Origin of the sequence: Bowmanella yangjiangensis (assembly GCF_017255015.1) — a bacterium.
In the GTDB taxonomy this organism is placed as follows: domain Bacteria; phylum Pseudomonadota; class Gammaproteobacteria; order Enterobacterales; family Alteromonadaceae; genus Bowmanella; species Bowmanella yangjiangensis.
Window position 1 is genome coordinate 58,772 of sequence record NZ_JAFKCS010000001.1, and the last position, 23,464, is coordinate 82,235.

General features: G+C 51.4%; 17 protein-coding genes and 1 pseudogene. 13 read left to right on the forward strand and 5 right to left on the reverse strand.

Features of this window, described 5'->3' with window-relative positions; genetic code table 11:
- From J0A65_RS27230 to J0A65_RS00295, 9 genes are all read left to right on the forward strand, one after another.
- A partial coding sequence (locus J0A65_RS27230; protein ID WP_232849659.1) for a bifunctional aconitate hydratase 2/2-methylisocitrate dehydratase occupies nucleotides 1–1,359 on the forward strand: 1,359 nt, incomplete at its 5' end.
- A 569-nt stretch (nucleotides 1,360–1,928) separates the two neighbouring features.
- Nucleotides 1,929–3,104 (forward strand): hydroxymethylglutaryl-CoA reductase, encoded by a 1,176-nt coding sequence (locus J0A65_RS00260; RefSeq protein WP_206592108.1) that lies wholly within the window; start codon nucleotides 1,929–1,931, stop codon nucleotides 3,102–3,104.
- 49 nt (nucleotides 3,105–3,153) lie between these two features.
- Nucleotides 3,154–3,522, forward strand: a complete 369-nt coding sequence (locus J0A65_RS00265) for a hypothetical protein (protein WP_206592109.1) — start codon at nucleotides 3,154–3,156, stop codon at nucleotides 3,520–3,522.
- Nucleotides 3,523–3,584: 62 nt separating this feature from the next.
- A complete protein-coding gene (locus J0A65_RS00270; protein WP_206592110.1) occupies nucleotides 3,585–4,019 on the forward strand; it encodes a DUF192 domain-containing protein in 435 nt (144 codons plus the stop codon).
- 86 nt (nucleotides 4,020–4,105) lie between these two features.
- Nucleotides 4,106–4,456 carry a DUF4870 domain-containing protein gene (locus tag J0A65_RS00275; protein WP_206592111.1) on the forward strand — a complete coding sequence of 117 codons (351 nt, stop codon included), beginning with the start codon at nucleotides 4,106–4,108 and terminating at the stop codon, nucleotides 4,454–4,456.
- 2 nt (nucleotides 4,457–4,458) lie between these two features.
- Entirely contained in the window at nucleotides 4,459–5,019 is a 561-nt protein-coding gene (locus J0A65_RS00280) for an isochorismatase family protein (RefSeq protein WP_206592112.1), read from the forward strand.
- 180 nt (nucleotides 5,020–5,199) lie between these two features.
- Nucleotides 5,200–6,033 (forward strand): hypothetical protein, encoded by an 834-nt coding sequence (locus J0A65_RS00285; protein WP_206592113.1) that lies wholly within the window; start codon nucleotides 5,200–5,202, stop codon nucleotides 6,031–6,033.
- Nucleotides 6,034–6,043: 10 nt separating this feature from the next.
- Entirely contained in the window at nucleotides 6,044–9,313 is a 3,270-nt protein-coding gene (locus tag J0A65_RS00290) for a hypothetical protein (RefSeq protein WP_206592114.1), read from the forward strand.
- A gap of 5 nt (nucleotides 9,314–9,318) precedes the next feature.
- The gene (locus J0A65_RS00295) at nucleotides 9,319–10,761 is read left to right on the forward strand and encodes a vWA domain-containing protein (RefSeq protein ID WP_206592115.1); all 1,443 of its coding nucleotides are present in this window, start codon (nucleotides 9,319–9,321) and stop codon (nucleotides 10,759–10,761) included.
- Here J0A65_RS00295 and J0A65_RS00300 read toward each other — a convergent pair.
- From J0A65_RS00300 to J0A65_RS00310, 3 genes are read right to left on the reverse strand one after another with little or no spacing between them, the layout of a single operon-like run.
- Nucleotides 10,748–11,677, reverse strand: coding sequence for a hypothetical protein (locus J0A65_RS00300; protein ID WP_206592116.1), 930 nt, complete (start codon nucleotides 11,675–11,677; stop codon nucleotides 10,748–10,750). The two genes, J0A65_RS00295 and J0A65_RS00300, sit on opposite strands and share 14 nt — an antisense overlap.
- Nucleotides 11,677–12,240 carry a hypothetical protein gene (locus J0A65_RS00305; RefSeq protein ID WP_206592117.1) on the reverse strand — a complete coding sequence of 188 codons (564 nt, stop codon included), beginning with the start codon at nucleotides 12,238–12,240 and terminating at the stop codon, nucleotides 11,677–11,679. Before J0A65_RS00305 ends, J0A65_RS00300 begins: the two co-directional genes overlap by 1 nt.
- A gap of 43 nt (nucleotides 12,241–12,283) precedes the next feature.
- A complete protein-coding gene (locus J0A65_RS00310) occupies nucleotides 12,284–17,581 on the reverse strand; it encodes a putative Ig domain-containing protein (RefSeq protein ID WP_206592118.1) in 5,298 nt (1,765 codons plus the stop codon).
- Nucleotides 17,582–17,743: 162 nt separating this feature from the next.
- Between J0A65_RS00310 and J0A65_RS00315 the strand changes: the two genes are divergently transcribed.
- Together J0A65_RS00315 and luxS are read left to right on the forward strand one after the other, a co-directional pair.
- A complete protein-coding gene (locus J0A65_RS00315) occupies nucleotides 17,744–20,029 on the forward strand; it encodes a serine/threonine-protein kinase (protein ID WP_206592119.1) in 2,286 nt (761 codons plus the stop codon).
- A gap of 111 nt (nucleotides 20,030–20,140) precedes the next feature.
- Nucleotides 20,141–20,650 carry an S-ribosylhomocysteine lyase gene (gene luxS / locus J0A65_RS00320; protein ID WP_206592120.1) on the forward strand — a complete coding sequence of 170 codons (510 nt, stop codon included), beginning with the start codon at nucleotides 20,141–20,143 and terminating at the stop codon, nucleotides 20,648–20,650.
- 64 nt (nucleotides 20,651–20,714) lie between these two features.
- Here the strand turns inward: luxS and J0A65_RS00325 are convergent, their stop codons facing one another.
- Nucleotides 20,715–21,506, reverse strand: coding sequence for an alpha/beta fold hydrolase (locus J0A65_RS00325; RefSeq protein ID WP_206592121.1), 792 nt, complete (start codon nucleotides 21,504–21,506; stop codon nucleotides 20,715–20,717).
- 318 nt (nucleotides 21,507–21,824) lie between these two features.
- Between J0A65_RS00325 and J0A65_RS00330 the strand changes: the two are divergent.
- Both J0A65_RS00330 and J0A65_RS00335 read left to right on the forward strand, forming a co-directional pair.
- Nucleotides 21,825–22,031, forward strand: a pseudogene (locus J0A65_RS00330) (GFA family protein); the annotation flags it as partial.
- Between the two features lie 8 nt (nucleotides 22,032–22,039).
- The gene (locus J0A65_RS00335) at nucleotides 22,040–22,846 is read left to right on the forward strand and encodes a class D beta-lactamase (RefSeq protein ID WP_206592123.1); all 807 of its coding nucleotides are present in this window, start codon (nucleotides 22,040–22,042) and stop codon (nucleotides 22,844–22,846) included.
- Nucleotides 22,847–22,885: 39 nt separating this feature from the next.
- On the opposite strand, the gene J0A65_RS00340 is transcribed toward J0A65_RS00335, so the two are convergent.
- Entirely contained in the window at nucleotides 22,886–23,416 is a 531-nt protein-coding gene (locus J0A65_RS00340; protein ID WP_206592124.1) for a hypothetical protein, read from the reverse strand.
- Nucleotides 23,417–23,464: the final 48 nt, after the last annotated feature.

Genomic DNA, 23,464 nt, shown 5'->3' on the forward strand with positions numbered 1-23,464 from the left:
CCAATGACCCGTGATGAACTGAAAGACCTGGCTTGTCTTGGCTTCTCTGCCGATTTGACCATGCAGTCATTCTGTCACACTGCGGCCTATCCTAAGCCAGTTGATATTGAAACTCAGCATACCCTGCCAGACTTCATTATGAACCGTGGTGGTGTATCGCTGCGCCCTGGTGACGGTATTATTCACAGCTGGCTGAACCGTATGTTGTTGCCCGATACCGTAGGTACAGGTGGCGACTCGCATACTCGTTTCCCCATTGGTATTTCCTTCCCGGCCGGTTCTGGTTTGGTGGCTTTCGCGGCCGCTACCGGCGTTATGCCTTTGGATATGCCTGAGTCAGTGCTGGTACGTTTTAAAGGTAAGATGCAGCCTGGTATCACTCTGCGTGATCTGGTGCATGCCATCCCACTTTACGGTATTAAGCAAGGCCTGTTGACCGTTGCCAAGAAAGGTAAAGTGAATGCCTTCTCTGGTCGTATTCTGGAAATTGAAGGTCTGGAAGATTTGACTGTTGAGCAGGCATTTGAACTGTCTGATGCTTCTGCTGAGCGTTCAGCAGCGGGTTGTACCATCAAGCTGTCTCCAGAGTCTATTGCTGAGTACCTGAACTCCAATATCACTATGCTGCGCTGGATGATCAGCCAAGGTTACGGTGATCCTCGTACCCTTGAGCGTCGTGCACGTAAGATGGAAGAGTGGTTGGCTAAACCTGAACTGATGCAAGCTGATGCAGACGCGGAATACGCTGAAATCATCGAAATCGATCTGGCTGATATCAAAGAGCCAATCGTCTGCTGCCCCAATGACCCGGATGACGCTAAGACCCTGTCTGACGTAGCTGGCGACAAGGTCGATGAAGTCTTTATCGGTTCTTGTATGACTAACATCGGCCACTTCCGTGCCGCCGGTAAGTTACTGGAGCAGAACAAAGAAGCCCTGACCACACGTCTGTGGATGTCACCACCGACTAAGATGGATCAGGCGCAGCTAATGGAAGAAGGTTACTACAACATTTATGGCCGTGCCGGTGTGCGCACCGAAATGCCAGGATGTTCACTGTGCATGGGTAACCAGGCACGTGTAGCCGCTGGCAGCACTGTGTTGTCTACTTCTACCCGTAACTTCCCCAACCGTTTGGGTGACGGTGCCAATGTGTACCTGACCTCTGCGGAGCTGGCGGCAGTGGGTGCTATTCTGGGTCGTATCCCGACCACCGAAGAGTATCTGCAATACGCCAGTAAGATCGATTCTATGGCCGGTGATATCTACCGTTACCTGAACTTCGATCGTATGGATGAGTTCAAGCAAGCTGAGCAAAAAGCTAAGGCAGAAATCATTCCTACTTTGAATGTAGCCTGATAGCTGACTAAGCATTGAAAAGCCGGGACTTGTCCCGGCTTTTTTATGCTTAGGATGAGCGGTATGGCGCGGTGGCTTGGATGCCAAAGAGCGCCGATGTCCAAGGATGGACGGGCAGATAATTATAAGCTACCTCCCTGTAGCTTACCTGCTTCGCAGGCCAGCTAAAGCTGTTCCATAGCCTTCCTTACGCTATGGTGCTCCTCGGCTTTGTCTCCTGAGTCGCTCTACCTCCTCCGTCCGTGGAGTCGCGCATTTTCGGCACTTTCGTTATCCCTTCTTAGCACACTGGGACCCACAGGTTTTCCTTGTTCGTCACAGAGCAGTGCAGTTAAATTCATGCACTATATTGGTGCGAAAATTTGACTACTGCTTTAGCCTATTCAACTTTTTTGACAACCAAGCTGTTGTTATTTGTCATGTTTCTGCCATCTGCCCAACGTTTAATGGTAACTGGCGTAGATAATGCTAAAAATAGTAGTGAAGTCACGGCGAAAATACCGCCTTAAGGTAAGAAAACACCTGAAAAGTAGAATTTCCATTTAGATGAGCGCACTGAAGGACTAAGCATGAACATAGACGATCGCATTCCCAGGGACAGACGCAATGATTACAGCCGGGAGATGGCCGACAAACGCCGTAGTTTTCTTGCTGATAAAACCGGGGAGACACTGGAATACACAGGTCAATTCACTATTGATCCTGGTGTATTGCCAGGCAATATCGAGAATTTTATCGGTATAGTACAGATGCCGGTGGGTATTGCCGGACCCGTACAAATAAACGGTGAGTATGCTCAGGGGCAATTTTATGTGCCTTTGGCAACCACCGAAGGTACTCTGGTTGCCAGTTATAGCCGTGGTATGCGGGTGATCAATGAGTGTGGTGGCGTGACAACCACAGTCGTCGAACAGTTTATGCAGCGTGCGCCAGCCTTTTTATTTGAAAATGCCCGTCAGGCTCGCGACTTTGGCCAATGGGTTAGTGCCAATTTTGCCACTATTGCCGAAGTGGCAGAAAGCACCAGCAGTATTGCCAAACTGCAACATATCGAACAGTGGTCGGTGGCCAAAATGCGCTACCTGAGGTTTAACTACACCACCGGCGATGCTGCCGGACAGAACATGGTGAGCAAAGCCACGCTGGCCGCCAGTGAATGGATCAAACAACATTCTCCTATCCCCTGCGATTACCTGCTGTCGGGCAATATGGATACCGATAAGAAACACTCGCAATTGAATATGATCCACTCCAGAGGGCGGCGGGTGATTGCCGAGATTGTGCTGAAAAAAGAGGTGCTGCGTAAGATTATGCACGTAGATAGCCGGATGATGGCCAAGGCCGCCGTTTTGTCTAATGTGGGTGCCCGGATTGCCGGGGCTGCCTATAACGGTCCCCATTCAGCCAACGGTATTGCCTCTTTGTTTATTGCCACCGGGCAGGATGAAGCCAATGTGGTGGAGTCTCACGCCGGTCATATGTCCCATGAGTTACTGGAAAACGACGATCTGTATTTGTCGGTGACGTTACCTTCGTTAATTGTTGCCACTTATGGCGGCGGGACTGGGCTACCAACCCAAAAAGAGTGCCTGAATTTATTGGGATGCTACGGTAAAGGCAAGGCCAACAAGTTTGCCGAGATTGTCGCCGCGACTGTACTGGCGGGTGATATTTCGCTGGCTTGTGCGGTGATCGCCGGCCACTGGGTTAGCAGTCATGACAGATTAGGGCGTAACAGGCCCTAATCTGCTAACGAGTTATACTTGATAGCAATATGAAACGCGGAATGTAAGTATGCTGGAGCACGGTACTTTTACCCTTAACCTGAAAGGCCGGGTATTACATACCTTTCCTATGGGCAGTTTTAACCGACAAGGCTTGGTGAAATATCGCCAAGCCTTGCTGGCCGCAGTAGTTGGAAAGAGTAACTGGGTACTGTATGAACACGCTGGCAATGGCGCTGCCCTCACCAATGATGCCTTGCCAGAGCTAATCGCCACTTATTGCTTGGCGCAATCGGCTGGATGTATTGGCATCGCTTGTGAGGTCGGGCCGTTGTTTATGGATTTAATCAACAGTGCAGCAAAGGGAAAGGTACATATTCCCCTGCTGTTGTCCGAGCATAGTACTGACCTGGACGACTTTATCAGCCACTTACCCTAATCGTTGCATCGCGTCTTATGTGCCGCTAACGTGTTACCTCGTTTATTTATTTGGAAATTGGCATGCGTTTGATACTGATATTGTGCGGTCTGAGTCTGGCCCCGCTTCTGGCTATGGCCGGTGAATCCTTGTTTGGTCAGGTACAGGTATCGGTGGCTGACAAGCAGTTATCGTTGGAACTAGCGCAAAGTTATGAGGCCAGAGCTCGAGGCTTGATGCATCGAGAGCATCTTTGCAGCGATTGCGGCATGCTGTTTGAGTATACCGAGCCACGGGTAATCAGCATGTGGATGAAGAATACCCTGATCCCATTGGACGTAGCTTTTGTCGATAAGCAAGGCAGAATCTTAGTTATCAAGCCTATGCAGCCCCATGATTTGACTCCGGTTGATTCTGAACAACCTGCCAGTTACGCATGGGAAATGAATCAGGGCTGGTTCGCCCAAAATGGCATTCAAGCCGGGGATCAAGTGTCGTTCAAAGTACAGAATAACTAACCCGGCTGGTCGTAGTAGTGTATTTCTGGAATCTCTTGTAGAGTCTCGATTTCGGGTATCTAAACAAAAACAAAAGGAAAATTATCATGTCAGACTCACTTCCCACTGAATCCAGTGAAGTTAGCCAGGATTCTAAGAATCTGGCCTTATTGTTGTGGATCGGCACTATCTTTTTTGGCTTTATTCCGGGATTGGTGTTTTATCTGGTAAAGAAAGACGATGCCTATGTACTGGATCAATCTAAAGAAGCCTTGAACTGGTCCATTACGGCTATTTTTGCCTATATTGCCGCATTGATCCTGACCGTGATCCTGATTGGTGCATTACTGCTTCCTGTGATTGGCCTTGTGCACCTGATTTTCTGTATTTTGGGTGCGGTAGCGGTATCCAGTGGTAAGGAGTTCCGCGTACCTTTCGCTATCCGTCTGCTTAAATAGCTATGCCCGTCCGGCTAAACGCGCACAATAGTGCCCTGATACTGATTGATGTACAGGGCAAACTGGCGCGCATGATGCCGGACGTATCCGGTTTGTTGGCCCGCATAGGTGCTTTGCTGCAAGCGGCTGACAAGCTGGGTGTCCCTATCATCTGGTTGGAACAAAACCCGCAAGGCTTAGGTGCAACCTTGCCCGAACTCAGTGCCTTATTGGCGGGGCGTCAACCTATCATAAAACAGCATTTCGATGCCTGCGCTGAACCTGAATTTCACCAGTGTTTATCTGAGTTAACTGCCGAACATCTGGTGGTGTGTGGTATTGAGGCGCATGTCTGTGTTTATCAAACAGCCATGGGGCTATTGGCGTTGGGTAAGCAGGTGCATGTGCCGGTTGATGCAGTTGCTTCGCGCTATGACGAAGCCAGACAACTGGCTGTAACGCGGTTGGCACAAGAAGGGGCCAGACTCAGCAACAGCGATATGCTGTTGTTTGAATGGCTGGGCAGTGCCAAACATCCTGAATTCAAATCTGTGCTCGAACTGATCAAGGGCTTAAGCCATTGATAAGGTGCAAGGTGCAATACAAATATCTAGCTGCCTTGGCATTTTCCTCTCTGACACTAAACCCCTTCTAATCGCTTCTGACCTTTTCCCACACCGGCAAAAATATTTATTGTCGGTGGTGTCCGCTTTTTTCACCTAAGCACGATCTATCCCTGTTACAACCAAAAAAGGGACTAGAACATGAAAGCTTATCAAACTCTTGCCATCTCTCTTTGCTGCTTAAGCAGTAGCGCTTTTGCTGATATTCAGGCGGTATATGATTTCGCCGGGCAACAAATGGATATCGTGGTAAAGAACGACCAGCAAATGCGCATGAATTTTGCGCAAGGTCAGTTTTTATTGCGTCAGGGCGACGATGTATACAGTGTCAGTGGCGACCCCAAACAAGGCTATATCGCCATATCACTTAAGGACATAGCCGGTGTGGCTTTCGGCGGTCAAACTGCGGAAGCCGCTGCCACTGAGATGAAACCCGAGATTGTAAATACCGGTAAAACCGAGAAAGTCGCGGGTTTCCCCGGCAATATCTTTATTGCCACCTATATGCAAAACGGCAAGAAGGTGCGCTCAGAGATGGTGTTGTCCAAAGATGCCCGTCTGATTGAGATTCGTCGTGCGCTGCTGGATATGACCGCCAAGTGGGCCAGTATGGTGGGGGCCGATGGTGCGCTGCCCAAGCAGTTTGCCCAAATGGAAAAGCAGCTCGACGGCTATGGAGGTTTGCTAAGGCTCGACGATGACATGCGCCTACTGAAGGTCAACAAGGTGAGTAAAGGCGCCGACTACTATTCCCTGCCTGCTAATACCCGTATCCAGGATCTGTCGATGGTCTCGGGCATGCTCGGCGGTACCAAAAACATGAATTGTGAAGGAGAAGCCGCAGAGTATAACCCGCTGTGTTTGATGCAAGAGGCGACCGGTGAGGCGGTAGATGAAAGCAAAAACGAAGCGAAGCAAGAAGCCAAAGAAAAGGTCAAGGAAAAAGTAAAAGGTTTCCTCAAAGACCTGTTCTAAGGAAGAGAAGATGCGCGCAGTTAGCCTTGTCTTTGTTTCGCTGCTTGCTTGGTCAAACCTGAGTTTGGCCACGGAGCGTTGCCCCAGCAGTTTTACCGGCAAAAATGCTCCAATACTTGAGCCCGGCGAGGTGATTGGTAGTGTGGATGTGCCAGTATCTGAACCTGAGCAATTGTTTGCCTGGGTAAAAGCGCAACAAGGCGAAGGCTATCTGCTACCCCTTGAAGGCAATGCGGATGCCCTGCGTTTTAATTTGCTTTGGCATCCGGATACGCCCTGGCAAGGCGGGCGGGCCGACATCATTCTCACCGATGGTGAATGGGCCTGCCCTGCGGTTGGTGTAACTATTGCTCCCCTGCAACGTGCTGATGGGGCCTTAGATGCGTTGTTGGCCCTGCTCACCCAGGGATTGGAAAATGAAGCCTTGCCACTGGGTAAAAATGTCGACAGCCTGCGCGAGCAGGAGGATGGCGATATTCCCGCCTTGCAGATTTTATCGGCTTTTTCTCTGTCACTGGCCGATGACGCCGATCCCCAGAGTTTTGCCAATCTGTTGGCGAGCATGCGTGCCGACCCCGAGCAGAGTGAATCGCTGGCACTGATGGAGGCGCTGTTAGCCGCTACCGGGCTGCTGGAAACTATGTATGAAGATTTGGCGAGCCGAGCGGCGGCAGTGCGAATGCCAGACGACACGGAGCCGCTACCTCCACAAACACAGCTTTTACGTATGCTGGAAAAATCTCAGCATGGCAGTGAGATGGCGCTAGTGCCGTTGATATATCAGCCAGCATCCGAACAAGCTGGGCCATTTCTGCCCGTCGGCTCTACCAGCAAAGGGCCTGCCCCGTCGTTTAACTTTTCGGTGTTTCCTGATGCTAAGTCCTTATCTGAGGCTATGTATGGACAGTTTCACTCTGAAACTGGCTTATTGCCGGATGTGCAGATTTACCGTGATGCAGCTGGTGCCTTATTTACAGCGGGTAATGCCTTGGCCACGGTGGCGGGCAATAAGAAGCTGGGTAAGGTTTACGATTATGCCGGGCAGGGCTTATTCATATGGACCATATTTGACAAGCTGCGAGACGGCCTTTACCCACATAAATTGCTGGACATGAAAATTGCCGCGTCCAACGACCTTATTTATGTGCATACCAAGCCGGACGGTGGCGTGGTAAACGCGATTTGGGTTACACCAAGAGCCAAAGGGCTGGACATGAGCAAAATCGCCCTGGATTTTGTTTTACAGTATCTACCGGTCAATAAGCTGGCCAGCACCCGCACTGGGTCGGCTGCGAGTCTGGCAAGAAACAATTTTGGACGTCAGCTAGGTGCGGAGGCACAAAGTCAGTTTCAAAAGTCGTTGTATAAAGCACAGCGTAACGACGGGCTGCTGGAAGGTCTGTTAGATACCTCCAAATGGACAATATTAGGCAAAATTATTGAAAAACTGCCAGGTAATGGCGTGATCCCACCTTTTGATTATCCGCCGGTCAATATTTATCAGCGAGGTTACGTTGACCTCAAGCTGTCCAGAACTGGCGTTGTTGAGGTGGATTTTCCCGAAGATGGGCTGATGATCTATCGCGCCGTGGCTGCGGGGCGTGTGCTGCTTAACGCTTATACCCGTTCGGGAAAGTTCGGCAATACCAACGCCACGGCAGAATATGAAGTGCGGGTAAGAGAAAGTCAGGGTCTGCATATCAACCCTGGCAACCCAGTGGTGATGCCTGGTGAAACTATCCGGCTGTTTATTGCCTGGGGAGGCGAAGAGACCAGCTTACCGCCGCAGTTTGTCATTGATTTTCAAACCAGTCAGCCAACTCATCAATACAAGTTGTCCAGTACGCCAACACGCATGAACGTCAATGGATATGCACAGTGGGTTTATACCCTGGATGTGTCCACCAAGGCCAATGAACAACTTTTTCCTATCCATGTGTCTGCCTGGCTCAAAGAGCGCCCCGACATTAAGACGCAGGCCCGCATTGATCCAACCACAATTGTGCCGGGGGAAGGCTGCATTGAGCCAGACAGTACAGTGACTTTTCGGGTACCGGTGAGCGGCGGTAAAGTCATGCAGGGATTGAGTTGGCGGGTGCTGGAGGGGCCAGGTCAGATTAGCCGGCAGGGGGTTTATCAAGCCCCGGCCAAAACTCAAAAAGGGCAAAGTGTGCGGATTGAAGTGCGCTCTCAAAAGGGCCTGGTGCTGAGCCGGGAAATGCGTTTGTCCTGTGGCTGTGAGTGGCGCTTTAGCGCTTACGGACAGCAATGGGAGGGAGATAAGGTGTCTATCACCTCTTTTCATCAGCCGGGCAGACCAGTTGGTCATATGCTTCAGGCGGGGGACGATGATTCAAGCCTGATGATTAACTCTGATCAGGCACCAGGGCCAGGTTCGCTGCGCGGTGTGCTGAACGCGACCTTAGGTCAGCGGTATTTATTTACCAGTGGTTGTACCGATGAGAATCACGATGGTCTGTGTGATGCCGTTGAACGTAAAAAGGATGAGCCCGTGGAGCCGCCCCCGCCGACTTATACCATCACCTCAGTAGCCGGGGGATTTATTGAGGGGGTGATGTCCGGTCAGGCCATTGAAGGGCATCTGCTCAACGGTCAGCAGTCTATCTTACCTTCTACCCCGTTCAGTTTTCGCTTTCGCGCCAAACCAGCAAACTTGGATACGCAAGATCTGGGACTGGCTCGCGCCTTAGTCTCGTCTGCTGGATATACGTCCGAAGCTACCCTGGCAGAATTCGCTCAGCTCAGTGCCATGCTCGGGGTAGGAACTTGTGACTCCGATCCTGAGTGGGAACAAGCAAAACGCGGACGGCGCCGTGGAGGTGAAGATGACTACTCTGAAGGTGCGGCAGAAGACGAAGTAAACCCGCAGGAATCCTCTGATCCCTTCGGTCATCAGGGGGCTGAAGAGGGGGATGTCAGCCAGGATTACACTGACACAGATCCTTATGGCACATCATCACCTTCGCCTGAATCGGCCATGCTGCCCGATGACAGTATTCCGCTGTTGCCAAGCCTGCAATGCATCAATCCAGGTCAGGTCATCGACTTTTATTTACCCGCAACGCACAGTGCGCTTCGCGCCATGTTGGTGCTAAAAGTAAATGGCACAGCGCAGTTAAGTGATGATTGGCGATATCAGGCCCCGGCGATGTTCGAAGAACCTTTTGTGCGTGTCAGCTTGCATGAGAGTCAAAGCGGTATGCGTTTAGCACAGTACTTTTATACGGCCGGTTGTAACCGGTCCACAGCTAAGGAATAGCCTTTATGAAAACCGCCCCGCTGTTTGCACTTTTTTTGTCACCCTTGGCTTTCGCAGATGACAAACCACCCTTAGAAGCACCGACCGCCATTGTTATCGATGTGTCTAACTCCATGTGGGGACAAGTGCAAGGTACGGCCAAAATTGACAGTGCCAGAAGCGCATTACAGCGAATGCTGGAAGACTGGCCACAGAATCGGCCGCTGTCTCTCTGGGCCTATGGTCACCGAGTGAAATCTTCCTGTGACGACATCGAGCAAATTGCGTCGCCTGGTGAGCCGAACAGCGCTGCGCTCCAAGACAAGATTAATCGTCTGACGCCCAAAGGACGCACGCCGCTCACCGCTGCGGTGGAGCAAGCCGCTAGCGCCATGCAAGGGCAAGGCGGTACGGTGATCCTGCTCACCGATGGCATTGAAAGCTGCGAGCGCGACCCTTGTACCCTGGCTGCCACATTGAAGGCGCAGGGCATTGAGTTCACCGCGCATGTGGTGGGATTTGATATACAAAAGGAAGCCGATAAAGCGCAGCTTAGCTGCCTGGCGAGCAGCACCGGTGGGCGTTACTTTGATGCGGGCAACGAGCAGGCCCTGCGCGAGGCCCTGGATAAGGCCCGGCAAACCGATAAGTTACCGGAAGCCCCAAACATTGTGCTTATTGGCGCACAGGAGGTCATGGCGACACGCCTGTTCAGCTTGAGCTGGCAAGGTCAGGCACAGATTGAAGATAAGGTGGTGTTGGTTAAACAGGGAGCCACTCCTTCTCCGGGTAATGTAGTAGTTGAAGCTAAAACCTTTGGGCGTGACAAGGTTGAGCTGCTGGCCCCTGCTGAGCCTGGCCAGTATCAGGCGCATTATCTGTTTGACAGTTACAATAGGCGGGAAAGCCTATCCCATCTGGATGTGGTCGTGACGCCGCTGGTCGCTACCCTAACCTGGCAGGAGCCGGCTCTGGCGGGCAGTGATCTTATCGTAAGCAGTGATATTCAGACCGATGCTGAACTGAGTCTGGTGTTGGTCGGTCGTGGACAAGCCATGTCGCAAGCGTTATCCCGTGCCAGTTTTACCGATGGGCAAGGGGAGCTGCGGCTAGCTAACGACAGCGGCGAGTATGACTTGTTATTGGTGGCAAACTGGCATGCAAACCGTGAGGAAATGTTACGTCAGCCATTGAGTATTGCACCCATGCAAACCACGTTGACTGTGCAATCAATTCAAGGACAAACAATCAGCATTGACTGGCAGGGGCCAGGCGCCGAAGGGGATAAAATTGTGCTGGTGGCCAAAGGTAGTCAGGATAGTTGGGGCGGGGCCCTGGACGGAGACTTCCCCAGCCGCTCACCGCTTAGTCTTACCGCACCTTCTTCTGGACAGTACGATGTGCTGTATGTCAGCGATTACTATGGCGCACAGACTGAACTGGCAAGAGTCACCGTCAGTCTGCCTTAGGTTGGCAATCTGACTGACGGTCCGGGTGGCACAGGTCATAGCCGAACAGGGCTACCTCGCCACCTGGCCACACCCATAGTTCCCGCCAGCTTTCACTGAGGCTGTCATCGCCCAACTGTGTTTGTCTGGCCAGTGCATGCCATACAGGATCATTCCCTTCAACATTCGTGCTAAGCAGAATCTCCAGTAGCGGTTTATCCGGTAAATCACCCGGCTCTAAATTCGCCAGCGTCAGGGTGTGATACAAGGTATCCAGCAGCCAGGGTTCGCTCACGCCATGCTGTAGCCGGTAAGGTGCTTGCCATATAGGTAGATCTAGTGGTTTATCTGGCATGGCTTGTGGTGGTGACAGGGTTATTGTAAGGCATGAATAACCCAAACAATCCTCAGCGCTGGCCTGCTCATCACCGAACTGTCTTCGACTTGCCGCCACTACATGAGGCGCACCATACAAATTGATCAAATCAAAGCGCCAGCTTATATGCGGCCCTTCGCCAAATTCTTGAAGCGGTGCGACATGCGCTTCACCCAGTTCCAGCACCAGCTGTTTATGCAGCATGGGGCCAAGATTAAAGCGACTTAGCTCGATACGGCTGAGGGCCGGAGATTGAATGGACTGTGCGGGGTAGCGCCACAGGCGCAAACGATAACGAACCCGTGGCAGGGGGATTTCCTGGCTGGCAAACAGAAGATAGCTATAACTGAACTCTGATAACTGCGCAGCCAGCGACTGACCATTGGCATCAAAGCCACTGCCATCATGGTTGCTAAACCACTCTTTGTTCAGGGTAAAAAAGCCCTCTCCCTGCCATTGCTGTAACTTTGTCTGGGAGATGGCCTGATAGGGCTGTTCCAAGGCACCGGCGCTACTCGCCAGTGCCAGGGTCAGCCAGCAATATTTGCGATTGCGTGACATTAGAACTTGCCATGCTCACTGATAGTGGTGAGGAGCTTTTGGGCAGTATCTGCAGGGGCATTGGCGACTGAAATAACCACCAACAGGTCATCGTGGCGCAGCAACCCCTGGGTTTCTTTCATCTTGCCTACCGACACTTCCCGGATAAAGCCTTGGCCCCGGGCCAGATCGTCAACCTTTTGATTACGACTGAGATTGCTCCAGTGGCGTTCGAAGTCCAGTGTTGGTTTTTTACCTTTTTCTTCCATCAGGCTGTTGCCCTTGGCAAAGCTTTCCGGCGTATAGAGGCTGAAAATCAAGGTGCGCTGCTTAAACTGTTCAGCAAAGGTCGTGGGTGCCGGGTCATCGACAAACAGCACTTTACAGCGTGATGCCACGCCGCTTAAGCGGCGTTCAAAATCATCAACCAGGGTAGTTTGCAATTCGATATTGGCCGCCAGAATGTTTTGTAAACTGCCAGCATCCAGTAGTTCACATGCTGATTTTTCGTCTATGGGGCTACTGGTTGCCTGATTACAGCCAACTACCAGGGCAAGTAGCGCGGATGCGATGGTTTTCTTCATGGATGAGCTCCAAAGTTTTAGGGGGGCAACGGCCCCCCATGGGTTAAGGGCAACTGGCAATATCATTGCCAGCGCATTGATAAATCACGCTGTCATCCAGGATCCGATAAGGGTCCTCGTTGGATGCCAATTGAATAAACAACGCCAATTTGTACAAGGTGCCGGTGTTGTTATGGCGCAGGATAAAGTTGGGGGTAATGGCGGGCCCGGCAACGGGATTACCCTGTCCATCAAAGTCAATAGTGCCCAGCAGCGGATTCTCTGCCGGGGTCTGTAGTGGGGTAAAATCACTGCCTATGCTCCAGGTCAGGGCACCCAAAGATTGCGGGTCTAAATGCAGCGCAGTGGAAGCCGGTTGTGGGCTCATTGGTTGCAGCATCTGCCAGGTTGCTACCTGGCTTTGCACATGGATGCTGACATTGGCCGCCTCAAAACCCTGAGTTGACAGGGGGAGATTCAATTGGCTCAGGAGGTTGTTGGGCGACACGTTGTCTCTCACCAGCATCATTGCCAGCATGTCAGTTCGGTCGGCACGTTTTAAACTGCCGTCGCTACTGTCGAACATCAGTGACTGATGAGTTTGGGTATAAGGCGCGATGCCCGACCACGGCGTGGCGGTCCACATTGTCTGAACCGGGCTGGCAAATACCGCCATATTCATACGCACATTGCAGCGCCATTCAGTCAGGCTTTGCATTTCCTTGGCATTGGGCATGCGCCAGTCACTGTGGTTGTGATTAGTGCCATCCACACGGTCATTGAAGCTGGCCACCTGCGCCAGTCCCTCAATCCAACTGAAACTTTGCGCGGCACCACTTAAAACACATTGTTGCGTGGCGTCATCAAAGTCATACCCCAATGCACAGCGGCGCCACATCAAATTGGTATAGCTGTCCAGCAAAGTACCGTCGCCGATTATTTGGAACCTGTCACTGGCAGCCGTGCTGGGTAGCAGATTGTCACAGACCTGACTGCCATCTATTTGGGGCTGTGCATTGGTGGCCTGAGCATAGAGGCTGGGAGGAGCGCCACTAACCAGCAATACACTGCGCTGGCTAAGGTTAGTATCTTGCACCAGTGTATAGGTTCTCAGGTCAAGTGCCTGGCTGTTGGGTTGCTGACTGAAGTAAGGGATATCGGCCACAGCAAACAGACTGTCACTGCCGATTGGCAGCGGCAAAGGGCTGCCGCTTGCCAAGGCTGGTGGCGTGAACAATAAACTACCGTGCTGCATATCGGCGATGCTCATTAGCTCATTCAACGCCGGTAATCGCCAGTTGCTGAGCCCGCAGAGGCTTTGCTGATTTGTCACCTTGATATAACTCGTCAGGTTACACTGACTGTCAGAATGGCAATTCAGTGGATCGCTGTTGGTTGCATTAACTGCATAGAGATTATCGCCGTCATGTAACCCGGCATTGCCCACAATGCCGTCTGCACCTGGCTTAACTTGCCAGACAAGGCCGGTGACATCGTCCCGCCAGCATGACCATTGGCTGCCTGCTGCCTCAGAGCCGTTGTCGTCCCAATCCTGGTTTTGCTGGGCGAGGGCATTGCCCTGGCTATCCAGTTTGGTGAAACTGTCGGACGGTGTTTGCTGGCCTTTGGCGTCGGCCCCGGTTAATCCATCCTGCCCTTGCACCACGTTGCTGTTGGGATCAGTGGAACATGCCAGTTGGGACAGCCCGCCTGCCATGCTGTCGTCGTCATTGGCACATAACAAATATCCGCTATCTCGCAGGTTGAGGTTCTGGGTTTGCTGGGCGGTGGCATAAGCCAGCGGACTGTCTTGTCCCTGCCCAGCGAGGTTATAGGCGACGACTAGTGCGTAGCGGGCACTGCCGTTGGTCAGTTGGATTTGCTGGTGGGTGCCGGTCAAGTTATCCAACATCTGGCCTTGTGGCAGTCCCTGATAGTTGCTTGAGTTGAGGCTGGCATCATCGGCCAGATACAACCTATAACCTATAGTTTCAGCAGCATGGCGGGGAGCCACTGCTTGCCAGTTGATATCAATCAAACCATCCGAACCGACGGCTGACAACTGCTGTATTTGCGCTGGCACGCCGAGAATGCGCAGGGTAAAGCTAAGCGTATCAGTGCCAAATTGATTGGCTGCGCTTACCTCTACCTGAACATCCCCATCAGTGGCTGTGCTGCCGGTAATTTGCCCGTTGCTTGGGTTGAAACTTAAGCCAGCGGGCAGCGCGGCATTGATACTCCAAGTGTCGACATGGCCGCCGCTGTTAATTGGTTGCACACCGATGGCCTGATTGATAAAGAAAACCGGATCCATGCTCAAACTCAGTTGCGGCAGATTGCCATCCACAATAGTGAAGGTCAGTGCCAGGGTGTCGCTGCCTCCGCCATTAGTTGCGGCAATCACGACAAAGTGATTACCTGGCTGAGTGGGGGTGCCGCTGATTTCACCGCTTTGGGTGTTAAGGCTAAGGCCAGTCGGCAAGCTGCCCTGGCTTACAGACCAACTCGCGGCCTGGCCGCCGCTGTTGGAAGGGACAAAACTGAATATCTGGTTAGTCAGGATTTGGCCTGGTAACTGACCACCGAGAGCGGGGGGAGTAGGCTGAACAACGAGAGTGACGTTGTGACTGCTGCTGCCTGCACCATTGCTGGCGGTAAACTGCAATGGATAACTGCCACTCACCGTTGGTGTACCAGATAGGGTGCCATTTTGATGATTCAAGCCGCTGGGTAATGTCCCTTGAAGTTGCCAAGCGCTGACAGCTCCTCCCTGATTGGTCAGGCTGAAGCTAAAGGGCTGGTTCACCATAGCGTTGCCAGGGCTGCCGCTTAAACTGGGCGGTAAAAGCGGTTGAATAACTTGGGTGGCCAATGACAAGCTGGCCACTTGCCCTGCGGCATCTTCACCTTCCACCACAAAGCTGTAAAACCCCGCTGATTGTGGTGTGCCGCTGATTACGCCAGTTTGGCTGTTAAGTATCAGTCCGGTTGGCATACTGCCAGAGGCCAGGCGCCAGGTTAAGACGCTGCCCTGCAGGGTTTGCAGTGCCAGGCTCATCGGCTCGCCCAGATTCAGGCTGGCAGGTAAGGTGCCACTGATTTCCGGTGCTATCGACCGAATGAGCAGAGGGCTGGTCAGGGCAATGGTGCCATCCAGTTCGGTGGTTAGATTGATCGTCACCTCAAACTCACCACTTTGCTCGGGCGTACCGGCAATAACCCAGTATTCCAACTGCTTGAAGTTTTGCAGTTTAGTGCGCGATTGCAGACTTAATCCCACCGGTAAACCACTGACCTGCCAGTTATGCACCGGATCGGCAAAAATAAATCTGTCGTCGCTTTGGTTGTATACCAAGGTGAATTCATAACTTTGCGTTAATCGTCCGCTTGGCAATTCGCTGAACCCTAGTACGGCCGGTTCATAAACGCTGATCATTGGGCGGTAGTTCGTCTGCCCAAGGTCATCTCTGCAGGCATCGGCTTGTTGTTCGCAGACCACCATGTAAGGCAGATACTGGCCCTTTTGTGCCGTGCTGAAACTGAATTGCCCGGAACTGGGGTCTAACTGCATACCATTGTCTGGATTTACCAGCGTAAACAGATAGGGAGATAGGCCGCTGGAAGGCGTCAGATTCAGACTTAGGTTACTGCCGGTGAGGATTTTATGCTCTGCCGGTATGTTACTGGCGACAAAAGGAGGTGCCACCCCCAACTGCAGACTGGCTTGGGCCTGATTGCCAAATGCGTCGCTGACCTGCACTAAAAGTGACTGTTCCGGCTGCAGGGTTTGCGGGGTGCCGCGGATAGCGTTTTGCTCAAATTGCAAACCGGTCGGCAAGCTACCATTTAATACCTGGTATTGGCGACCTTGTGAGCTGATACCCAGGGTTTCCAGCCGGTTGAAATAGGTTTGGCCAAGCCTGGCCAGCTTTTGATGAGAGATGATGAGTTTCGACTCTGGGGCCAAAGCCGTCACGCCGGCTTCCACAGTGGATACATAGCCAGTGCGTCCATGCATGTCTTGGGACTGGAAGCTGTGCTCACCGTAACAATCCACTTCAGTGCCCCAAATCGCATTGCCATTCGCATCTAAACCGGTCTTGATACGACGTTCAATGCAGTATCTGGCCTTGAGCGGGGCAATCAAGGGCACCAGCCACTCGCCATTGGCACGGGTGCAGAGACTTTGCACGCCAGCGTATAGTTTGTGATAGTCGACGCAGTACAATCCAGCCGGATCCGTTGGTCCAATAACCCAATGGTTAAATTGACCGAAGCCCCAATAGCTGAAGTGGGGAAGGTCAGCTGTCACTGACCAGCCGCTGGGGCTTTGCTGATCGCGTTGCAGGGTACCGGTAACTTCTTCCTGCCACTGGCCGTTTTGCTCGTTCAGACTGCTGAGCACAATAGGCTGACCTTCAACCAAGGAAGAAAGTAAATCCTCATCATCTTCCTGATAAGGGAATGTTACGCTAACAAATTGGCCTGGCTTAAGGCTCAGAGGCGAACCTTGCTGAGTGCTAAAACTGAGGTTGGTGACCTGACTGGGGGCATTAGCAAATTGCAGTGCTGGCAGGTCGGGATTTTGGCTGATGTCCGCCATCAACAGCTCGTTTCCCTTTGTTGTTCCTTCTACCTGCCAGGCGTTGGCCGGAATATTCAACTGCAGGCCGTTTTCAGCGCGCAATTGCTGTGCCTGACCGCCATCAAAGGTGAGTTGGGTTTGTACCGGTTGCAGCTCAATGTTTATCAGGGTGAATGCTTCACTCAGCTCCTGTTTAAGAGGTGCCAGATAGGTGTTATATCCAGCTTTGGCTATTTTTATTAGCGCCTGAGTGTCAGCCATATCGTCAATTTGCAACTGACCCTGAGCATCTGTGTGGTAGGCAGTCCAACTGGGAGGCTGACCAATCCATATTTCCTGGTTGCTCAGTGGTGTGCCATCCGGCGTGGTTAGCGTCAGTTGGTAGGTAATGGCGAGCGCTGCCGGTAGCGCAGTGAAACTATGGGCTACCACGACTTCGGCATTTTTGTCATCACGAACAGTGACGGAAAAACTAAATTCCGTTTGCTGCGCTAACTGGGGCAGGTTCAGTTGCTGCTGCATAGTCAGTTCGGTTGACTGTAAAGCCAACTGAGGCCCCTGAGTTTGTGCCCATTTAATTGCGCTTATCTGCCCGTCTTTATCTTCAGCTTGCAACTGTAAGACAACCTTATGTCCGGATGCTGCTAGCTCTGGTCCAGACAGACTGACAATGGGGGGGCTGTTGGCTGCATCGGGTTCGGTGGCAGGAGAATGGCTTGAGTCTGATCCACAAGCGCTCAACAAGCTGACCAGTCCGATGGTAAGTAGCTTTTTCATTTCTGCAACTCCATGAATTTTTTCCAAAGCCTTAAATCGTGGTAAGGGGAAAAAAGCGGACATTGTTGAATGGTGATTGGTCAGAGGGACGGGAAACGCTTGTCAATTGCGCAGAACTTGCTCCACAATGCATGCACAAAAAAACAACAATGGAATGTGTTTGTGCAAGTCGCTCAGTTGATGGACGTGTTTGAAAAACTTGTAGATATACCTTCTGCTGAGCGCGAGCAGTGGCTGTCACAGCAACAGGATTTAAGCCCGGACATCATCGCTCGAGTGCGACGAATGTTGGCGGCGGAAGATCGGCACCCTGAGCATTTACCTGCCTCATTACCTTATAGTGTTTTGGGAGTCTGGCGTCTTGAGTCCTTACTTGGGGATGGCGGCAGCGGCCAGGTGTTTCTGGTTAAACGGGATGATGAGGTTCATCAGGAACCTGCCGCACTGAAATTAGTCAAGCCTGATCAGCAGGGTCTGGAACAGGACTTTGCGCTGGAACGGCGACGCCTGGCTAAACTCAACCATACCAATATTGCCCGCCTTATTGATGGCGGCAAAGCACCAGACGGCAGCCTGTATATGGTGGTTGAGTACCTGCAAGGTACAGATCCCATTGCCTACATTAATTCCCATAAACTCTCTTTGCGTGCACGTCTGCTGTTGTTTTTGCAACTTTGCGACGCAGTGGCGTATCTGCACGGCTTTGGCCTCATCCACCGGGATATCAAGCCGCAAAATGTGGTGGTATCCAACAGCGGGCATTTAAAGCTGATTGACTTTGGTATCAGTGCCGAGCTGGGTCAGCATACTGGTAAAGAGGGCGGCACACCCGCCTATGCCGCACCAGAAGTTTGGCAGGGGGGGGCACCTTGCGCCGATCAGGATGTGTATAGTCTGGGATTGATGCTGTTCAGTATGCTAAGCGGAAAGTGTCTGGGCCAGCAGCAATCAAATCTCGGCTTATTGGTGCAAACTTTGTTTGATAAAGCCAGATTAAGCCCGGCAGACTTGTCGGCCTTGCCTGGTGAGCTTAGCGCTATAGTGCAAAAGGCTTGCAGCCAGACACCGGGACAACGTTATCAGTCGGTACATGCCCTCAGAGCCGACGTAGCGGCAGTGCTGGATGGGCGCCCGGTCAGCGGATTTGGTGGCTGGGGTTATAGGTTTCGCTGTTTTGTCAGACGCAACCCCTTTGCCAGCGGTCTGGCGTTATTGGCTATGGTGTTTTTAGGCAATGGTTTGTATCAGGGGTACCAGGCGGCGCTTGAGCGCGACAGATTGCGTGTTGAGGAACAAAAGCAGGCTGGCGTAATGGAGTTTCTGCTTAGTCTGTTCGCCAGTCGCCCTGACACTAAGCTTACTCCCCAGGAAGTGCTGCTGGCTCATGAGGAAAGATTACTGACCAGCCTCAAGCAACAACCGGATGTCGCCGCGCCAATGGTGTTGCAGGTAGGAGAAATATATAACCTGGTCAAAGATATCAACGGGGCGCAGCGCATGTATCAGGCGCTGTTGGATAACCCGCAGGTTTCAGCAGATATTCAGGCCACAGCGGCCTTTGGTTTGGCCACCTTATGGCAGTTATCAGGCAAGCTGCCGGAAGCTGCTGTGTTGCTAGGGCAGGCTCAGCGCTTTTGGTCAAAGGACAAGCGCTATCAGATTGAATTGATACGCAGTCGCGACCTTGAGGCTAGGTTACTGCGTTTAGGTGATGAGCCTAAGCAAGCCATCACCTTACTTGAAGATACGCTGCTTGAGCTTCGCCAATCCTGGCCCAACCCCAGTCGCACTAGGATGCTGTTGCAAGCCTCTCTGGGGCAAGCGCATAGGCAGTTAGATCAGTTGTCTCAGGCACAACAAGCTTTTACCGATGCAGTGAATACCGCAGAGGCCATAGGGTTGGGTGCAAGTTTGGATATGCTTAACTGCCGGGAAGCTTTGGCCGAGATCAGTTTACGGCAAGGGGATATTCAGCGTGCTGCCAGCGAAATTGGCGAAATTGCCCAATTGAAACTGACATTGGTCGGCGAGGGCGCGGCCACCGCCGCCAGCTTTGCCAATCATGCGACTTTGCTGGCTAAGTTGGGCCAGTTGGACGAAGCAGAACAAGGTATGCAGCGTGCGCTGGTGATGGCACAAAAAAGTGAAGGTGAGGATGGCATGTTGAGTCTGTCCAGCGAGATGGGATTAATGGATATCAGGCTGAAGCAAGGCAAAGACCAAACAGAGGGCTTTTCTGCACTGAGCAGCAGACTGGAAACCATGCAGCTACACCCTCTACTGAAGTTTAAGCTACATGCGTTGACCATACGCTTTCTGGCAGACCAGGATAAAGAAGCGGCCAGGCAACGGCTGGCTGAGTTTGAACAAGATCTCGATGCCATGGGGGAGGCTGGTGCCATGTATCGACGCTTCTTTTTAGAGGCACAAAGCTTGTTGTCTGATTAGCCAAAACTTGGCTGCAATGTCAGTCTTCAGGCAGGACAGAGTTTATGCAAAATCGGTGGCATGCTATGCTTGCGCCTAACCTAATCCAGATAATTTTCAGGCGAGAGTATCATGCCGTTATTAGATAGTTTTACCGTTGACCATACCCGTATGCATGCTCCGGCAGTGCGCGTAGCCAAAACCATGAGCACCCCAAAAGGCGACACCATCACGGTATTCGACCTGCGCTTTTGTATTCCCAATCAGAATATTCTAAGCGAGAAGGGCATTCACACCCTGGAGCATCTGTTCGCCGGTTTTATGCGTGACCACTTAAATGGTAACGGCGTGGAAATTATTGATATTTCGCCTATGGGCTGTCGTACCGGCTTTTATATGAGCCTGATTGGCGAACCGTCTGAGCAGCGCGTAGCAGATGCCTGGCTGGCGGCCATGCAAGATGTGTTAGAGGTAGCCAATCAGTCTGAAATTCCTGAACTAAACGAATACCAGTGCGGTACTTATGAGATGCATTCGTTACTGGAAGCGCAGGATATTGCCCGTGATGTAATTGGCGCTGGGGTGCAGGTTAATAAAAATGATGACCTGAAACTTAGCGACGAGATTCTGGGTAAACTGTAACTGGTTTAGATATGATAAAACCCGGCCAAGGCCGGGTTTTTTATTGGCAAGTTTGGCTCTATTGTTAAGAGTCCTGACGGATAGCTTGCACAATTTTCTCTGCCAGGGCCTTTGGCATACTCAGCATAGGTAAGTGACCGCTGGCTAAGGTAAATTGCTGGTCAGGCTGAATAGACGCAGCGATTTTTTGCTGGCTGGCAAGGGAGATGATTTGATCCTGCTCAGCAAAGATATAGCTGGTACGAATCGCCTCCAACTTACTGACTGAAAGATTGACCTGACCGTCGCCGGTGGCCGCCGGTTCATCCACTGCTAAGTTAATAACTTGCGGATAATAGGCCGGAATTGCGGTGAATGTTTCAGCAAAAGCCCGCGGGTTGGTGATCCTCATCCAGCCATCTTGATAGGTAATACCGCTAAAATAGTGTTTTTCATCCGCTTCACTTAGCAAAGCAAATGGCTTGGCACCCTCTATGGGCGCGACCGCCGAGACATACACTATATCCGTGATGCTAACCGCAGGGCATTGGCTAAGGGTCTGATGTGCTATGGCGCCACCTTGGCTATGCACTACCAAGGCAATCGGGCCTGAAATCGCGGTCAGGCTTTGGCAAAGGGCTGCTGCTGAACTCTCCAATGTGGCACTTGCCGGGGCTGGGTCACTGCCTCTTCCTGGCAGATCAACAGCCTTGCTGGCTAAGTCGTGTTTTTCTAACTCTTTTTGCAGTGGTTGCCAGGCGGCGGCATTAAAATGGGCGCCGTGCACTAAGACTATAGTTGGGGCTGGATCAGTTGGTGTCGGGGCTGAGCAGCCCAGTAATGCCATAGGCAACAGCGCGGCCAGATATTTTCTCATGTTTACTCCTTATATGAGAATGCTTCCTAACTGCTGATTGTACCTGCATATCAGTATAAAAAACTCAAATTAACGAAAGCTTACAAAGGTACTCTGCGACTAAGTATCGGATTGATTTAGGTAAAGTCTGAGCTTTAATATTGAGTCTCAGTTTGCATGCTATAGGTTTATACCTGCCTTCCAGCTGTGTGAAAGGATTCTCGCCCCGTTAATATTTGCTTACCTAATTGGTCCTGCCAGTAATGAATGTTTCATGAGAAGTGATAAGGCTTTAGGTAAGATAAACCAAGACAATTGAACGATGAAAAGGCAGAGGGAATGTACCAGGGGAGTTGCTTATGTGGCGCCGTGCGAGTCATTGTAGAGGGAGAAGTCAGCAGCATTATTCACTGCCATTGTTCTTTGTGCCGCAAGTCCAGTGGTACGGCATATGCTACTAATGGTTTTGTACGAGCTGAGGAATTCAGCATTGTTAGTGGCAAAGATGTGCTGGGCTTTTACGAAACCAAACCTGGTCGAAATCGAGAACTCTTATGTTAAAACGCTTACTGGCAACCGGCTTACTCAGCCTTTCATTGTTACAAACAACCATGGCGCAGCAAGTTGAACCTTGTGAAGAAGGTGAAGCCTGCACTCTGGCGCTATACAGCGAAGTCAGTGAAAAATGGCAATTTATTAACCCATCCAGAGCACATCAGGACTTTGCGCCTTATTCTACCTTTAAGATCCCCAACACTTTGATTTTGTTTGAAACAGGTCAGATCAATAGCGCTGACAGTTACAGTATTGATTTACATCGTTACCCTCAGCAAAGCTGGTGGTTCTCTTCCTGGCGTGAGCCTGCGCATAAGTTGAAATCAGCTTTTGATCACTCGGTATTGCCTTTGTATCAGCAATGGTCTGCGGATTTAGGTAAAACGGCGTATGAGCAATATGTGGCGGAATTTGGCTATGGTAATAAGGATGTATCTGGCCCGGTTGACCGTTTTTGGTTGGGGGATAGTCTGCAAATTAGTGCGGTAAATCAGGTTGAGTTTTTGCGTAAATATAAACATCGTCAGTTGGGACTGAAGGACGCAACCTATGAGGAATTTGAACCCGTATTTTTGCAGCGCAGTGGCCAGAATGTCAGGCTCTATGCCAAAACTGGCGGCGGTATGTTGCCAGAAGGCGGCGCTAGAGGCTGGTATGTGGGGATAGTGGAAGATGCCGCTGGAAGCCATTATTTTGCATTTAATATGGATGCAGAGAACTTTAGCCAGTTGGCTAAAATCAGGGTCGAAAAAGCCCTGGCTAGCTTACGGGCCTTCAATGTTTCAGTTCCGGCAATGAAAGACTAGATGCAGCCCCGGCAAATACCGGGGCGATTTATCAAACCACTATTGTTCAGAACGACGGCCTTGCGCCTGTTCTTCGGCATCTAATTTGATGTAGAGGCTGTCCAATTTGGACTGTAAGGCCGCTTCACGTTTAAGATCCGCTTCATTCAAGTCGTCTTTTTCTGAAAGCAGATTTAACTGGTCTTCCAATTCAGCGATCTGTTTTTCAATTTGCTCAAGCTTATCTTGATTGTCGTTTTCCGCTGTACTTTCTACACAAGTTCTCAGCTTTTGTGCCGGGATACCGCTTAACTTGCCTACGCCGACATACAGGCATTGATTTAGTGCCTCTTCGGACGCATCCGGTGTATCCAGACATTTATCCAGTGTCTGAACAAAGTGGTCCTTTAAACGCTCGGCTCGCTGGTTTGTGCATTGCGCCAATTGAGTAAAAGTTCCGTCGTCCTGGAACTGGTTGATAATTTCCTGCATCAGTTCCTGTTTGTAAGCACTGACATCCGACGTCATGTTTTCGGCAACACTGAAAAACGGCAAGGCTGAAAGCAACAGCCCCGTCAGCAAACACTTCATATTATTATCCTTCGCTAGGTGAGTGGAGCCGACGAGTTGCCCGAACAG